The sequence below is a fragment of the Roseburia sp. 831b genome (assembly GCF_001940165.2).
Classification (GTDB): domain Bacteria; phylum Bacillota; class Clostridia; order Lachnospirales; family Lachnospiraceae; genus Roseburia.
Window position 1 is genome coordinate 1,668,356 of sequence record NZ_CP135162.1, and the last position, 16,645, is coordinate 1,685,000.

Below are 16,645 nucleotides of genomic sequence, written 5' to 3' on the forward strand. Positions count from 1 at the left end.
TTCCACATTTTTACCTAATTATATGCAAAATGTGGTATGGCGGTTCAGTCTATTCCTCTTCCTCCTTCACAAGCAGCGAGAAATCTTTTTTCTCAAATTCCTGGATTGAGATGCTCTTCTTATCCGGATTTGCATACACGAACGTCTTATCTACATTTTCAATATAGTTTTGAATCTTATCGTTCGTTGCACTGATGATTGCCTGGAATCCGAGTCCACGAATCAGCTGGATACAGCTTGCAACCTTCTCTGCATCCATCTTGGAAAATGCCTCGTCAAGCACAACCAGACGAATCGTTGGTCTTCTCGATAATTTTGAGGACAGGTTAATATGATATGCCTGTGCAAAACTTGCAAGAAGCGCAATGTAAAGCGGGTTTTGTCCCTCACCACCTGAGTTTTTCTTAATCATCTTGCTAAGTCCGATGACAAGGCGTTCTTCGCCCTCTACAATCTGTTCCATCTCAAACGAAAGATAGGTTCTGTAATCGGCGTATTTTTCCATGTTCTGTTTGGCAAGCTCCTGTTCCGCCGGTGTCGCATTCTCTGGAATGATGAACATCTGGAGTAATTCTGCCATCAGCTCCCCATATTTATTCTCATGGTTCATCGAGAACAAATCCATCTGTTGATCCATGGATTTTACCAGACTGTTCGGGTCAACCTCAAGTTCCTTATCCATGAACATATCATAATATTCGCCGTCTGCACCTTTGTTTCTTGTAATTTTAAACTGATAACGATCCTTACCGAAATTCAGGTTTCGGATAATACGGTTTAACTCATCCCGGCGCACATAAGCTTCCTGAATGGCACTTCTGATTTTAAAGACAAAATCCTCTTTAAAATGTTCAACGGCTGCTTTTGCCTGCTCACTTGCCTTCTCCCGATACTGCGTCAGATCATCGCATTTTAATTCGTCTAACAATGCATGATAATCTGCATTTTCTTCCTCGCTTGCGGAAAAATCACGGTTTGGATGCTTCTGTAAGTATTCCATTCGGATATCAATCAGGCTTCCTCTTTCTTTGTCCGCTTTCTCTCTGCCTTTTTCAATATCTTTTGTTGTCTGGTTCATGAGTTCTTCGTAATTTGGATTCGTGCGCTCTGCCATGTATGCTTCAAACTCTTCCTCATTCTTCAAAGAGCCTTTTAAGTCACGCTGCATTTGTAACAACGTCTCATTTCGATCGATGTTGCCTCTGCTTTCTTTTTCAATATCATCGCTCTTCCTTCGAATCTGGAATTTCAAATCATCCATTTTCGCTTCTAATGATTTTTGTTTTTCCCGAACTTCTGCAAGCTGTTCTTTTAAAACTTCCACGGTTCCTTCCCCGATTTCCTGCATGTTCTTTTCAATTTTCTTCTTCTCTTTTTCTTTATCCGCCTTATTTACCACATCAGCAAACATATCCTGGTAAGCACTGACGGAATCCTCTAAGAACTCTAAGCCTAAAATTTTTCTGGCTTCTTCGTCTGCTTCCCCGTACTCTGCAATCTGGCTTTCCAGCTCATCCAACTGCATTTGTAGTTCTTTTTGACGCTGTTTTTTACTCTTTTCACCGATAAATGCACGTTTGGTATAGTTTTCTGGATTTAAACGTTTCAACTGGAAATTCTGATAAAGCATACCATCCGCTGTCACACCAATTCTGCACTGGCGAAGTTCTTCGATGGATTCGCATTTGATGACGTTTCCAAGTAAAAAGTCGACAAACTTTTTCACGTATTCTTCGTCCGCCTTGATTTCCTCGGCAAGTGCATGTTTGCGGACTTTTATCTCCTGCTTTGACACACGCTCGGTATCCACCAGGGAAACATGCCAGTATTTCTTTGGATCAAGCCCTTCGTAAATCTCCATCGCTTCCTTGACATACTTTGGCTCTACCATCAATGCTAACTTGTTCCATGCAAGGTATCCTTCAATCGCATTTCTCCACTTTTCATCCTTGATATCCAGCATGTCCGCTAAAATGCGAACCGGAATTCTTTTTCCACAGGTCTCAAATAATTTACGCTCAATCTCACTTCTGGCAAGCTCTAACTCCCTTGGATACGCTTTTTTACCCATTTTCAGTTCTGCCAAATCTTTTTCAATGAAATCTGCTTTTTTGCGGAGAGAACGAATCTCAGAAGCCTTCTCCTGGTGGTCTTTTTCGACTTCTTTTTTGACCTCCAAAAGTTCGTTCCGCAGGCGCTCAACCTCTTCCCCGACAATCGTTCCTTCCTGGAACTTCTCGATATCCCATAAAATCTGGTTGGAAATAATGTCGACATCCTCCCAGTCACTCAGACGGTTGGATAAATTCTGCCAGCGAATCTCGCTACGCTCCAATAATCTAAGGTTCTCCTCGATATTTTTTAACTGCTCTTCTAAGCGGGAATAACCGCTTCCTGCAAGCTGCTGGTTGATTTCCTGGTACTCCCTGTCATACTCTTCGTTTAGGGCAAGGGCTTTTTCTAAATACTCCTGTTGAAGCTTGACGTCTTCCTTCCAGTTTTCGATACGCTCCTGCATCGTATCTACCTGCTGTTTTTGTTTTAAAATGGCAAGTTTTTGCAGTCTGTAATTTGCGTTGTCTAACCGTTCTTTCTCTAAATGGAATCTGTCGAACTGACTCTGAATCTGCTCTAATTCTTCTACTTCCTGCATGGTTGCCTCAATTTTTTTACACATTCTTCCATAGAGTACCACGCTCTCTTGCATGTCCTCAATCTGGATGTCCTGCTCCATACAGATATATTCTTTTACAAAGTCTTCGAGACGGATATTCATACGGAATGGAATCGCACGCTTGAAAAGGCGTGGGAATTTTTCCATATCCAGTCCACCCAGATAGACATCATACAGGTTGCGGCGGAAGCGCTCGTTATTTGAGGTATAAAACTGATCTTCCTTCGCATAATTTTTCTGCAGCGTCTCACGCAGTTCGTTCATCGTGATGGCACGGTTGCCAACCCGGTAATGATTTTCAAAAAGTCCGCCCTTGTGCCAGAAAAAGAGTCTGTTTACCTCGTTTGTTGCGGTCTCAACGTCAAAAACAACGCCGACACATTCCCTTTCCTTGGTTATTGTCTGCTCTAATTCAAGTACGATTGTAGTTGAAAAATTCTGGTTTCGTTTGTACTCTGCCTGGTTGTTTTCTCCGATATTGACCATACCTCGCAGATACTCAATCAGACTTCGGTCTGAGTCATCTGCTGCCGCCTTATTAAAAAAGCTTCTACCATCTGTATTTGCGTATAGCACAATCTGAATCGCATCGATTACAGTAGACTTACCACTGCCGGAATGTCCGGTAAAAAAGTTGATGCTTTCATTCAGACTCAATACTTTATGATTGATATAATGCCAGTTGTTCAGACAAATCCGATTGATTGCCTTATATGCCTGATTACTGTTCTCCATCTGTTAATTCTCCTTCCTCTTCCTCCTGGGAAAAGCTTTGCAGCAATCCCACCATATCTTCCTGCAATAACACCAGATTGATACATGGGTAAACCAAAATTCTGGTCTGTTCGCTTAATTCATCTAAGGAATCTAATACTTCTACCATCTGATATTTTTTCAAAATACCAAATGCTCTTTTCACTTCTGAAAGGGAGGACAACCCCTTTACCAGGCGAAACTCTCCGACTTTTGTATTCAATTCTGCAAACGTTACCACCACGTTGACACTCGAGGAGACGGATGCCATCTTTTCATCATATAACAGCTTTAACAAAAGCAGATAAATGGTGGAAAGTTTTGGAAGTTTCTCTCCAAGCGTTGCATTTCCTTGAATGTAAATACTTCCAAGTTCCGTATTTTTCTGCAGACGGATACCCGCAACCTCAAAATACTGTGTCAGAAATTCCATATGATTCTCACAAAAATAAAAATCCTTGTTTAAGACCATACGTCCTTTCTTCCTGTCATATTTTCGCTCTAAAATAAACGACTGCGCCAAAAGCTGTGTAATCACATCCTTTAACTTTTCCTGGTCAGTCGTGGCTAACTCTTTATAATATTCAAACATCTTAACTCCATTCTTGTATGGAAAAACGGACTTTCCATACTACCTTTTCTTATTCTTCCGATGTGATTCTCTTTTTAAATACCATGGCAGGATAACTGTAACATCCATTTTCAACCTGGCGTTCCTCCACCATGACCTCGTAAGTGCTGTTTTTTCTCATACTGATATCGTATGCTAAAATCAGTTTTTCAAAAGCTTCATCGTCTGCTAACTGCATCTGTTCTGCCTCTAGCACGTCACCTGTCATATTCTCTTCAATGAATTCTTCAATCTGCCGTTTGGTATAGCGGTGCTTGATTTGATTCATACGAAGCACATCATCACGGGAAAGCTCATTTTCCTGTGGTTCTTCGCTTAAATCATCCTCAAACTTTTTCTTTCGTCTTCTCTTAAAGAGTGGATTTTCACTTAAAAGTTCCACGTTAGAAAGGCGCATTTTCTTTGCGACAAGCTCCAATTTTTCCTGTTTCTCGTCTGTTTCCTCGCCTAACTCATTTAAAATCTGAATCAAGAGTCCATGACGTTTGGTCTCATCACTCAAAAGATAATTCAAACGGCTGACTGTCGCACGGATATACTTACTGTGTTCTTTATCCATATTCGCAATCCGGTGCTCAATATCATCAAATCCACGCTCAATCTGGTCAATCAAATCCAGGACGTCTTCCTCCTGCTGGTTTCGCATAGAAAAATAAGGCTGTACATTACTATTTGTAGTTGAATCCTTCTCCTTCGTATTCCCATTTGAAAAATCTTTTTCTTTTAACTGACGCTCTAAGCGCTGCTTGGTCCGGATTTTCTCCACCCATTCCTCGTTCTCTCTCATCTCTTTTAGGCATCGCTTGATGTCCATCTTATAGATGTAAAAGTTATCGCTTGTCTTTAAGATATGGTATTTTCGCTTTACTACTTCCTCGACATATCCTTCTAAATGTTCCTTTAAAATCGCGTCATAGGATTGTTTTTCTAACAGTCGTTCAAAAAATTTATCCATATTATGAAGCATATCCTGCAATGATTTGTTCAACTTTTTCGTATTAATCAATGCCGTTTTTAGCATCGCAATGTTCATTCTGGAATCATGCTGAAACGAAAATAACGTTGCATAGACATTCTGAATGTAAAGTTCGGTATCTTCTAACGGTTCCCGCACTAATTGTTCGAATGCATCAATAAAAATAGCCGCATAGTCTGGAATGACAATGTTGGTTGCCATCGTTGCATAATCATCTATTTTACGAAGCCACTTCGTCTTTAACAGCCAGTTTAAAATACGGCGTGGCAGTGCTTCCCTGCTTTCTTCCTCCGATTCGATTTCTTCTGTCTCAAACTGAAATCTTCTGGCTGCACACATTTCACTTAACACCTGTATGCAGGCCTCTTTGCTCAAAAAATAATTGTTGTATTGGTATTCTTCGTTGATTGCCAACAGAGCTTCCATATAAATATCTCTGTTTACAGAACGAAACAGCCCCCAAAAAGAGGGCGGTATCTCATATATAAACTTCAAATTGTCTTCTTCCTCACTTTATCTTATCCGTGCAAAAGTTATGCCTTAATCGCCCAACGCATCTTCGTGGAACGGGCACGCCCATTCTTCGCACATTCCTCTGCAGATGGTCTGACTACATCCGTAGCTACTTCACTGTAAACGCCTGCTTTTTGCAAACGTTTAAAAGACTTCTTTACAAGGCGGTCTTCACCTGAATGGAAGGTTAAAATCGCAATTCTTCCGCCCGGTGCCATGACATCGGGAAGCTTTTCTAGGAATGCCTCTAACACCTCAAACTCGCTGTTTACATCAATACGAAGTGCCTGAAAGGTTCTCTGGCAGGATTTTTTGACTGCTTCTTTCCGTTCTTTTTCCGGCACTACAACAAGTGCCTGCTCGATTACCTCTGCAAGGCGTTTCGTTGTCTCAATCTTGTTTCCTTTTCGAAATTCCTTGAATACTTCCTTCGTAATTTCGGCTGCATAAGGCTCGTCCGAGTTCTCGATTAACATCCCCTCTAACTCATCCGGTGTCACACTGCGCAGGCGCTCTGCGGCAGACTGTCCACTTTCTGGATTTAAACGTAGGTCAAGCGGTCCATCAAATTTATAGGAAAAGCCCCGATCCGGGTTATCAATCTGCATGGAGGATACTCCTAAATCTGCCATCAGAAAATCAAATGGTCCATATTCGGCTGCAACCTCGTCGATATAGGCAAAATTTTTCTGGATAACAGTCAGAATATCCTCACCAAAGCCTGCATCCTGCAATCTTTTCTTTGTCTTTACAATCTCAATCGGATCAATATCTAAAGAGTATAAATGTCCTTCGCCGTTTAGACATTTTAACATTTCCCTGGAATGTCCACCGTATCCAAGTGTTGCATCTAAGCCTTTCTGACCTGGCTTTATCCGTAAAAAATCAAGGATTTCTTTTACCATAATGGAAATATGCATTCCGGCCGGCGTACTTCCCTTTCGAATTACTTTATCAATCGTATCTGCATACTTTTCCGGGTTCAATTCCTTATACTTTTCTTTATAAGATCTAGGGTGTGTTCCCTTGTATCTGACACGGCGTTTGTGAACACCAGTTTGATTTTCCATGTTGTTTGTCTCATCTGCCATTTTTTGCACATCCTCTCTTTTTATCTTTTTGCTCTACCATGCATTCGCGTCATCAAATTCTTCTAAAGTTGGGTCTAGCGGTTCTTCTCTTAATACCGTTCGCATATAGCGGTTGACCTCTGTTCGCATATCCCGTCTGGAAGCGTCATTTGGTTTCATCAAAGAGTGCGTTACCCAGACAAGCTTCACACCGTGCGCTCTCGCTTCCTCCTCAAAAATGCCATGATAACCAGACATTGCCTTACATCCCATGTGTGTATACATGATAACCATATCCACACCAAAGGTCTCACAATATCGCCACAACGCTTCCACACCGGTCTCATATCCACCGTTGGAACGGTTTCGCATAATCATATTTTCATATAGATAGGCAAGGTCTAAGATTGCCTGGTCTTTGTCTTCGGTATTGACATTCTGTGTCGACACAAGGCTTAACATATCAACCAGTGTCACAATTCCCCAACAGTTTTGTAACCAGATTGGAAAAGCCGTATAATAGGCAGCCTGAACACCCCAGGAAATCGCACGATGGCGAATCTCTTTACAGCAAAGTTCTTTTTTCTGGTAGGCTTTCACCGCAAGCTGTGTCATCTTTTGATCCGTCTTTAAAAAAACAGCATTACGACCTCCCGCCGCCTGGTATACACCGTAACGATACAACGCAAGGTTGTCTCCAACCACCTGTGGATACTGTGTTCTTGATAAATCAAACCACTCCAGCATCTGTTTGGTCTCTTCATTGAACACCTTCATCGTGGAAAAGAATGCGTCCCAGTCAAATTTTTCTCCGGTCTGCTCCTCGATAAACGCAATTGCATTTCGAATCTCATCCGCAGCGTATTCCTGCACACTTTCCTGTCTGTGGCGGATTGGTACCGCAAGCTGGAAGGTAGGAATTTTAAATCTGCGTGCCTCAAGACCATTTCCCATCAGACTTCCGTCACACGTTGTATTACACTGAATCGCACATTTTCCAATCAAAGGGAAATCGTCATCAATCGCTACCCCTAACTCCGCCGCCGGCATCGGGCAGACATCCGATGGGATTCCAAATTCCTGCGCAATGTCAACGTAATGTGTGACACCCTGCTGTGACATCATGGAACTGGTATACACCGCCGGCACCTCCACGGAAAGCCATTTTAAATTTGGGAATCCATTCATGATTTCACTCATCATATTTTCATCAAAAAGAACGATTTTCTCATTAAATTTGGTATCGTTTCCAATCGCCGGGTCCGCACGGAAAATGTCCTCTAACATGCCGCACATATCCTTTACAATCAATCCAAGTCCGGTATGTGCCAGACGAAGCTGCGTCCCACGCATCCCTTCGGTATGACGGTCAAAAAAATCTGGTACTGCAAGATAATTTGACATCCAGCGATAACGGAAAAATCCCTTGATATTATTTGGTTTCATGGAAAAAGAAATCAACATTTTCCAGGTTTTCAGCCATTCGATATAATCATACCAGGTATCCTTAAAACCACGCCATTCCCTGCGCTTTCTGGCCTTTTTTCCAACATAAAAACTTCCTAATTGTTCACTGCCAATCTGTTTTCCCACCGTTATTCTCCCTTTTGTATCTTTTTAATCTCAACGCTTTCCACAAATGCCTGAACTCTTGTTCGAAGCTGTCCGGAACTTCCTACAACGTAAGGACGATCCACAGAAAGAACCGGATATCCATAATCTTCCCGCAATACATGACTTGCCAGGGCTCTCTCGTATCCCCAGTAATCACAGAATTTAATCTGCTGATAAATGATTCCGTCCGCATGATATTCTTTGGCTAAATCGTTGACATACTGTTTTCTCTCTACAATCTTATCGGTATTCATAAAACGAGGACATTGACCCACCTTAAGATAATAACGGCAAATCTGTGTCAACACATCTTCCTCATCATTTAATGGAATCTCAAGTCTGCCCGGAAATGCCCCAAAACAATGACGGTCCGCCACCACCATTGCCCCTGATTCCTCAATCAATTGAATCAAACCTGGGTCATCTATCTCAGAACCGACTAATACCACCCGCACACGATATGGATTCTTCGCATCCGGCTCTCTTGTCTTTAATTCTTCTAACGTCTCTTTTAGCTTTTCTTTGATTGCATCCTTCGGACAGCAATAACTTGCAAGACACAACACAGCAAATTCATATCCTGTGATTGTTGGATGCTCCATCTTACGGTACTCACTGATTTGCAACAGCAGCCTGCTTATCTCATTTTGCTCTTCTACTGCTTTTCGCAGTGCAGCATCCGAAACATCAATTCCATATACTTTTCTTAAAGGCTCTAACACACGGATTCTCATCTGCTTCACATAGTGTTTTAACGCAGTCTCATCGGATTTCATCGGGACATCTGCATAAGAGATAAAAAATTTTTCTTTGTCACATACCTTCTGCTGTTCCATATTTTCCACACAACGGTTCATCTGGGCACAGGCATCCGGTGCCATGATACAGTCCAGGAAACGATAACCGCCTTCAATTCCTCTTTCTAAGATGGCACGGCAGCCCTCGCAGAGCAAACTGCTCATATAATAAGTTCCAATGTCAATCGAACCGGTACGCGGTGCCCTTAATCTTACAGAAAAACATCCCGGCAAATTTAAAAGTGGCTCCGGTATCTGGGCGCAGACACTTCCGATGGCAATTCTGCCCTCACCAAGCGCCTTTGTCACCAAATCATTTTTTACCTCTTCCAATTGTTTTTCAAAATAATAAATATGTTTTAAATCCTTCATCCGCTTTTGCTATGCTCCCCTGGTTTCTATCTTTTGTTGTTACAAACATATGTTCGTTTTATTATAAAAGCACTTTTATTATTTTACCATAATTCCAGGCGTAAGACAACTTTGGTGGATTGTTTCTCGCTACACGCGAAAAAAGATGTTGTACCTGTGAGCCGTCTCACCTGTACAACATCCTTTTACTTTTTCAAACATTCCTCTTCTATTTTTACTAAGCAATTTGAGTTCTGAATTTCTAGTATTTCCTTCTGATTCAGATTTTTAAATTGTACCCCAACAAATTTTTCTCCTGAAAACAACAAATCGTTGCTGTCATCAATTTTGTAAGCATTTAACTCATGTTCTATTATTTCATCCTCCAATATTAAAATTGTATTTTTTTCTTTCCAAAACCTAAAATATCCTTCTTTCGTAATGTTCGGATTATCCTCATTAAAATCCGAATCATATATACTAATTCCCGTATCCTCCGTTTCTATTACAGGAATAGAACTTGTATTATTTATTATTTCATCCTGAATAAAATAACTAATATATTCTATCGTTCCATCCTCTGGATTAATAGCTATATCCAGTGGTGGTTTACGTTTATTCTCATAAAACAAATGATAATTTTGCCCTACTCTTTTATCAACAGCTGATATTTCAAACAAAACAAGCCCTTTTCCCATACCTTCTATTTTTCTATCATATTTTTTTTCACTATACAGCTTTTTTAACTTCATTTTCTCTCCTTAATTAATCATTCTTGCATGGTATACTACCCCTGTCTCAGTGTTAATACCAAGTTCCCAGTTACCATACGTTCCAAAATACTTTCCTGGTTCTTTGGCACTTATGGTTTCCATTGCTTTATTAAGTGACGAAGAATAACTTTCTAGCATAGCCTGACTGCGAGTATCAATACTCCAGCTTTCCTCTCCAAATCTGCTTACATACTCCCCCCATGTGCTTGGTTGCGTTTGAATTTGTCCATAACACTTTTGTTCCAGTTTCAGGATTTATATAATTAATGTTTTCACCTAATTCAATTTTAAATGTTGCAGGGATTTCTGTAGCAGACATATTATCAGCTGTACTAGTTTCACAGTCTGCTTTTCTTCCATCTCACAGACCATGCTGTCACTCCAGTCTATCACGTCTGTCAGAAACGGAATTGCATCTGTTGCGCCAAGCCAGAATCCATTCCACTTGCTTGTCTTATTATACAAGGCTGCCATCATCTGGTATTCCTTGAATTCTTCCACGGACATCTGATTTCTTATGGTTGCCGCTGCTGTCGCTGTTTTACTGTTCAAAAGTTGATTTGCCTGTTTATTTTCTTTAAAATACTTATCTATGTATTCTTTTGCAACTTCAAGCTCTTCGTCCGACAGTTTATAATCTGTCTCAATCCAGCTCTTAATCTGGTATTTTTCCTTTTCTGATATGTTTCCCTTGTCAAAAGTATCCTCATATATGGTACAGATACCTTGTAAGGTATTTCTGCATACACTGCTCATCGGTGTGCTGCTGTTATCAATGGACAGTTGTTTCAGTTCCTGCAATGCCGATTCTGCCATTGTACGAACCTGATTGCCTCTGATGAAATAATTTGCTGATGCCGCATCTATTTCATCATAAGTTTCTTCCATACGCCTCCACTCATTGTAAATGTCTTCATCATTTTCGGCAAGCATTTCATAATATTTTTTCTGACATTCGTAATACCATTTTAAAGGTTTGCTGGTATGCTAGACCATGACGCATTCTTATCTGCTAATGCATCATGGTCTAGCATATCCTGCTTTGCAGCCTCTTTTCCATCCAGAACATCACTTCCTATGATATTTCCGCCTACGGCTTCCATCAGCCTTGAAAAGTTCCTGCAGTCCTCCATATCCATCTCATTTGCAATTTTCATGGATTGTAAAACGGTAAGGTAATCGCTCACACGCTGTTTTAGTGCATGGAATGCTTCGCTTTCTATTTCGGAATCCTCGATAAACTTGTGAAATGCATTCCAGACCGTCTGGATACTGTCATTATCCTGTTCAAACATCAGCAGCATTTCATTACACTGGCTTATCATTGCATCCGGTTTTATTACGGAATTGTAATTCATGGCACGCTCCTTTTCCTTATTGAAAGGGCATATAGGCGCTTGCGAAACGCCAAAAGCCGCATAAATACGGCTTTTTTTGTTGTTAAAATAAAATATCTCCTCAAGGTTTATGGTAAAATAGAGTTGTGAGAAACTATCAACCAATCCACCTAAAGGAGATATACCTACATGATAACACATAAACAGCTCTCTTTGGCAGAAGTTTTTGAAGATTGCCAAAATAAATTCGACAACGACAAATACCAGTTCCTTTCTCTTCTTGATGAAGCCATTAACCTTGATGAAATTGTTCCTGTTTCTTTTGTTACTCATTTTCATGCTTCAACCGGAAGACCTCGTAAGCACCAGCTTTATCCAATGCTTAAAGCTTTTCTGATTCAGCGTATATTCTCAATCCCGACTGATATGCTCCTAATCGTTTTCTTGAAATACTCTCAGGAATTACGTGATTTCTGTGGCTTTGATGTTGTTCCTGATGCCTCAAAATTTACCCGTTTTAAACAGGATTTCCTGATGGACTTACAATCTATGTTCGTTCACATGGTTGATATGACCGAACCGATATGCCAAAAACTTGATCCTCATCTGGCGGCTATGACCATCTTCGATACCTCTGGCATTGAAGCCTGGGTGACTGAAAATAATCCAAAATACGCAAACCGTATTATCAAGCAGTTAAAGGCTTTCAAGAAATCCCATAACCTTGATGATTCCTATGATCCTTATAAGGCTGCTTATGGTTCCATGCCTACGCATGCTGCTTCCAATCAGGCAATCCAGCAGATGTACATTAATGGACATTTCTGTTACGCCTATAAGTTTGGCATTGTAACCAACGGACTTGGTATTGTCCGTGATATCACTTTCTATAACAAAGAGTTCCTAAAGGCTCATCCGGATATCGTTGTGGAAAAGAAATCTGACTCTCCTGATGAGGATAAATCTCTTGCCGATTCAAAAGCCCTGCTTCCTGTCCTGGTTGATTTCTTTCAGAAGCATCCGCTTATCGCCCCTAAGACTTTTCTTGGTGATGCTGCTTTTGACACGATTGAAATCTACAAATCTCTTTTCGGTGAAATTGGATTTGAAAAAGCATTTATTCCTCTCCGCGTTAAACTTTCTATGGAAGATAACGGTTATACCATCAACGAAAATGGTGTTCCCTGTTGTCCTCATGATCCTTCGCTTCCTATGAAAAGAGAAGGTAGTAAATCACACTTAAAAAGCAAAATTCCCACGATGAAATTTGTCTGCCCGAAAATGAAATGGGAATACAATAAAGCAGATAAAACAAAACGCCGTGTATGCCATTGTGATAATCCCTGCACAACATCTTCCTGTGGAAGAATGATTTACGTTTATCCCGAAAAGAATCTTCGTGCCTATCCCGGAGTGGAACGGGGGTCAGACGAATGGGAAGAAACATATAAAATCCGTGTAAACGTTGAAAAATCTATTAACCACTTTAAAGACAGCTTTTGCGTAGCTAATCGTAAAACCCAGAACGAAAAAACGCTTCATGCCGATTTACTTTTGGCTGGCATAGCTCAACTTGTTACAGTAATCGTTGCTGATAAAATTCATCAACATCAATACATCCGAAGTCTTAAGCCTTTGATTGCTTAAAATTGAGATTTTATAAATTTTTCTGCTTCATACTAACTATGAAGCCTTTTTGTCATGCCCTAAATGAATGACTGCCACCTTCCATTCCAAGAATCCTGCATTGCAGGATTCTATCCTTGTTTTCAATCAAGATTGCGAACTTGTTTCGCAATTACCTATCCTAATACACACCATCGTAATATCGGTATGCGTGAGATGATTTCATACAGTATAAGGGCTCCTGCAAAGGCAGCCACAGCGGTAAGCACATAAATCACGCCTCCCGGCATCTCTGTATAGGTCGTTAAATAATATGCACAGCTTGACAAGGTCAAATAATGGAATACATAAATTCCAAAACTTTTTTCTGATAAAAATTTACTTACACTGCTACTATGATTTTCCCATTTTTTCATACATCCAAGTATTGCTAAACACATCATCCAGCGATATGCAACAGCAAGGGGATTATTGACATTTGGTGCCACTGTATAGTTTTTTCCATAATCCATCCAGGCATAGATAATTCCTAATACACTGGCAAAAATGAGCAGCGGAACACAATACTTTTTCAATATATCAGTCACAGCTTCATGGGAAAATACATAGTATCCCAACAAAAATGAAATGCCATAAATACCAAAACGATATACAACAATTACCGGAGTATTTAATATTTGCGCAAATGCCCATACTAAAATGCCAAGCAAAATCAATGGAATAATTCCAGTTTTTTCGCCTATCTTCAAAAGACGCCCCTTTTCAATTTTCCGTACTAATAATAACACCATGGACAAAATCCACATTACCTGAATGGTCCAAAGTACACCGGTTCCGGATACGCACATAAGTAAGTACAAAGCAACTCCCGGTATTTTAGTTTGCATATTATCAAATGCATGACTGATTGCCATATTAAAGTATCCCTGTATCCATCCAAAAACCAGCAAGCCAATGGTAGACGGCACTAATAATTTTCTGGTTCGTGCCTTACTATATTCCTTTTCCGTGTGTTTTTCCAAGTAGTATTTCGAACACATACCACTTATGATAAACAAAATAACCATAAACCACGGATACAGCAAATATTGTACCACATCTACACCGTTTGCCTTTGTAATCAGTCCTATCACACCGTCTGTTATTACTGAATTAAACATATAAACCACATGATAGATTACCACCAGAATAATTGTCCATGAACGAATATTATCTATATAATATTTTCTCATATTTTTCCCACCTTTGCTATCTTTTTTTACAATTATAACAAAGGAAAATAAAAGCATCCACCAACTATTTTTGACATAAACCGTTGGTATTTTTGACATAAACCGTTGGTGGATGTTAAAATTTGTGGCATGTGCAAGAAAACTTTCCCATAAAGCAAAAAAGAGCTGTGATTTTCACAGCTCTTTTTTCGTTCGTGTATATTCAAAACTTCATACAGATTTTTCTAAGAAACGCTTTTTAATTATAAGATGGTCATCTCAAATGCTTCGCATTTTCGATGATTTTGCTACGCAAAATTCTGTCTGTATCAAGAACCAGCTCCACAGGCAAGCCTGTTCCTCTGCTTCTTAATCCATCCAACCATCTTTCTGAGCGAATCTATTCGCTCTGCTTTTGGTCAAGCCCTCGACCTATTAGTGACAGTCAACTGCACATGTTGCCATGCTTCCATCTCTGCCCTATCTACCTTGTAGTCTTCAAGGGGTCTTACTCCCGAAGGAGGGATATCTCATCTTGAGGGGGGCTTCACGCTTAGATGCCTTCAGCGTTTATCCCTTCCGAACTTGGCTACTCTGCCATGCCGTTGGTCGACAGCAGATACACCAGTGGTTCGTCCATCCCGGTCCTCTCGTACTAAGGACAGCTCCTCTCAAATATCCTCCGCCCGCGCCGGATAGGGACCGAACTGTCTCACGACGTTCTGAACCCAGCTCGCGTACCGCTTTAATGGGCGAACAGCCCAACCCTTGGGACCTGCTACAGCCCCAGGATGCGATGAGCCGACATCGAGGTGCCAAACCACTCCGTCGATGTGAACTCTTGGGAGTGATAAGCCTGTTATCCCCAGGGTAGCTTTTATCCGTTGAGCGATGGCAATCCCACTTTATGCCACCGGATCACTAAGTCCTAGTTTCCTACCTGCTCCACCCGTCGGTGTCGCAGTCAAGCTCCCTTCTGCCTTTGCACTCTTAAAATGGTTTCCGACCATTCTGAGGGAACCTTTGAGCGCCTCCGATACCCTTTCGGAGGCGACCGCCCCAGTCAAACTCCCCGCCTGGCATTGTCCCTTCACCGGATCACGGTGACAGGTTAGAAACCCAATACTGCAAGGGTGGTATCCCAACAGCGACTCCACTCAAACTGGCGTTCAAGTTTCTTAGTCTCCCACCTATCCTGTACATGCAGTACCGAATCCCAGTACCAAACTGGAGTAAAGCTCCATGGGGTCTTTCCGTCCTGGCGCGGGTAACCAGCATCTTCACTGGTACTTCAATTTCACCGGATGTATTGTCGAGACAGTGCTCAAATCATTACGCCTTTCGTGCGGGTCGGAACTTACCCGACAAGGAATTTCGCTACCTTAGGACCGTTATAGTTACGGCCGCCGTTTACTGGGGCTTAAATTCAAAGCTTCGATTGCTCTAACCTCTCCTCTTAACCTTCCAGCACCGGGCAGGCGTCAGCCCATATACATCACCTTTCGGTTTCGCATAGACCTGTGTTTTTGCTAAACAGTTGCTTGAGCCTATTCTCTGCGGCCCACTCTCGTGGGCTCCCCTTCTCCCGAAGTTACGGGGACATTTTGCCGAATTCCTTAACAATACTTCTTCCGTCGGCCTTAGGATTCTCTCCTCATCTACCTGTGTCGGTTTGCGGTACGGGTACATATCACACAATAGCGGCTTTTCTCGGCACATGGCTCACACGCTTCGCTACTTTTATTTCGCTCCACTTCACGCTTTTGGCTTATACGGCGGATTTGCCAGCCGTACACCTCCCTCGCTTGTACCGGTCTTTCCATTCCCGGCTCGTGCTTTCCACATGCGTCCCCACATTTCTGATGATACGCAGTACAGGAATCTAAACCTGTTATCCATCGACTACGTCTTTCGACCTCGCCTTAGGCCCCGACTTACCCAGAGCAGATCAGCTTTACTCTGGAAACCTTAGATATTCGGCCGGAAGGATTCTCACCTTCCTCTCGCTACTCATTCCGGCATTCTCTCTTCTTATCCCTCCACTGCTCCTTCCGGTACAGCTTCGTCGGTATTAAGAATGCTCCTCTACCAATGTATTACTACATTCCACAGCTTCGGTGTTGTGTTTCAGCCCCGGACATTTTCGGCGCAGGACCTCTCGACTAGTGAGCTGTTACGCACTCTTTGAATGAATGGCTGCTTCTGAGCCAACATCCTAGTTGTCTTCGAAATCCCACATCCTTTTCCACTTAACACACACTTTGGGACCTTAGCTGGTGGTCTGGGCTCTTTCCCTTTTGACTACCCAACTTATCTCGT

At 41.5% G+C, this 16,645-nt stretch carries 11 protein-coding genes, 1 rRNA gene and 1 pseudogene (1 of these 13 only partly in view); 1 reads left to right on the top strand and 12 read right to left on the bottom strand.

What is annotated here, in order from left to right; all coding sequences use genetic code 11:
• Positions 1 to 49 precede the first annotated feature (49 nt).
• The 10 genes from BIV16_RS07835 to BIV16_RS07880 form a co-directional block, all read right to left on the bottom strand.
• Positions 50 to 3,409, bottom strand: coding sequence for an ATP-binding protein (locus tag BIV16_RS07835; RefSeq protein WP_075678378.1), 3,360 nt, complete (start codon positions 3,407 to 3,409; stop codon positions 50 to 52).
• Entirely contained in the window at positions 3,396 to 4,019 is a 624-nt protein-coding gene (locus BIV16_RS07840; RefSeq protein WP_075678377.1) for a DUF4194 domain-containing protein, read from the bottom strand. Before BIV16_RS07840 ends, BIV16_RS07835 begins: the two co-directional genes overlap by 14 nt.
• Positions 4,020 to 4,068: 49 nt before the next feature.
• A complete protein-coding gene (locus BIV16_RS07845; protein ID WP_075678376.1) occupies positions 4,069 to 5,529 on the bottom strand; it encodes a Wadjet anti-phage system protein JetA family protein in 1,461 nt (486 codons plus the stop codon).
• A gap of 38 nt (positions 5,530 to 5,567) precedes the next feature.
• Complete coding sequence (gene rsmH, locus BIV16_RS07850; protein WP_075678941.1) at positions 5,568 to 6,617, bottom strand: 16S rRNA (cytosine(1402)-N(4))-methyltransferase RsmH; 1,050 nt, start codon at positions 6,615 to 6,617, stop codon at positions 5,568 to 5,570.
• A gap of 54 nt (positions 6,618 to 6,671) precedes the next feature.
• Complete coding sequence (locus BIV16_RS07855; RefSeq protein WP_075678375.1) at positions 6,672 to 8,210, bottom strand: 2-hydroxyacyl-CoA dehydratase family protein; 1,539 nt, start codon at positions 8,208 to 8,210, stop codon at positions 6,672 to 6,674.
• 2 nt (positions 8,211 to 8,212) lie between these two features.
• Positions 8,213 to 9,400: a 2-hydroxyacyl-CoA dehydratase family protein gene (locus tag BIV16_RS07860; protein ID WP_075678374.1), complete on the bottom strand. Its 1,188-nt coding sequence runs from the start codon at positions 9,398 to 9,400 to the stop codon at positions 8,213 to 8,215.
• Positions 9,401 to 9,585: 185 nt separating this feature from the next.
• The gene (locus BIV16_RS07865; RefSeq protein WP_075678373.1) at positions 9,586 to 10,131 is read right to left on the bottom strand and encodes a hypothetical protein; all 546 of its coding nucleotides are present in this window, start codon (positions 10,129 to 10,131) and stop codon (positions 9,586 to 9,588) included.
• 9 nt (positions 10,132 to 10,140) lie between these two features.
• A complete protein-coding gene (locus BIV16_RS07870) occupies positions 10,141 to 10,290 on the bottom strand; it encodes a hypothetical protein (RefSeq protein ID WP_159435891.1) in 150 nt (49 codons plus the stop codon).
• Positions 10,291 to 10,428: 138 nt separating this feature from the next.
• Positions 10,429 to 11,040 carry a hypothetical protein gene (locus BIV16_RS07875; RefSeq protein ID WP_143524667.1) on the bottom strand — a complete coding sequence of 204 codons (612 nt, stop codon included), beginning with the start codon at positions 11,038 to 11,040 and terminating at the stop codon, positions 10,429 to 10,431.
• Between the two features lie 80 nt (positions 11,041 to 11,120).
• A complete protein-coding gene (locus tag BIV16_RS07880; protein ID WP_075678371.1) occupies positions 11,121 to 11,510 on the bottom strand; it encodes a hypothetical protein in 390 nt (129 codons plus the stop codon).
• A gap of 168 nt (positions 11,511 to 11,678) precedes the next feature.
• Between BIV16_RS07880 and BIV16_RS07885 the strand changes: the two are divergent.
• Positions 11,679 to 13,056, top strand: a pseudogene (locus BIV16_RS07885) (transposase).
• 235 nt (positions 13,057 to 13,291) lie between these two features.
• On the opposite strand, the gene BIV16_RS07890 reads toward BIV16_RS07885, so the two are convergent.
• Complete coding sequence (locus BIV16_RS07890) at positions 13,292 to 14,347, bottom strand: acyltransferase family protein (RefSeq protein WP_075678939.1); 1,056 nt, start codon at positions 14,345 to 14,347, stop codon at positions 13,292 to 13,294.
• Between the two features lie 394 nt (positions 14,348 to 14,741).
• Positions 14,742 to 16,645, bottom strand: a 23S ribosomal RNA gene (locus BIV16_RS07895) (it continues 984 nt past the right edge of the window).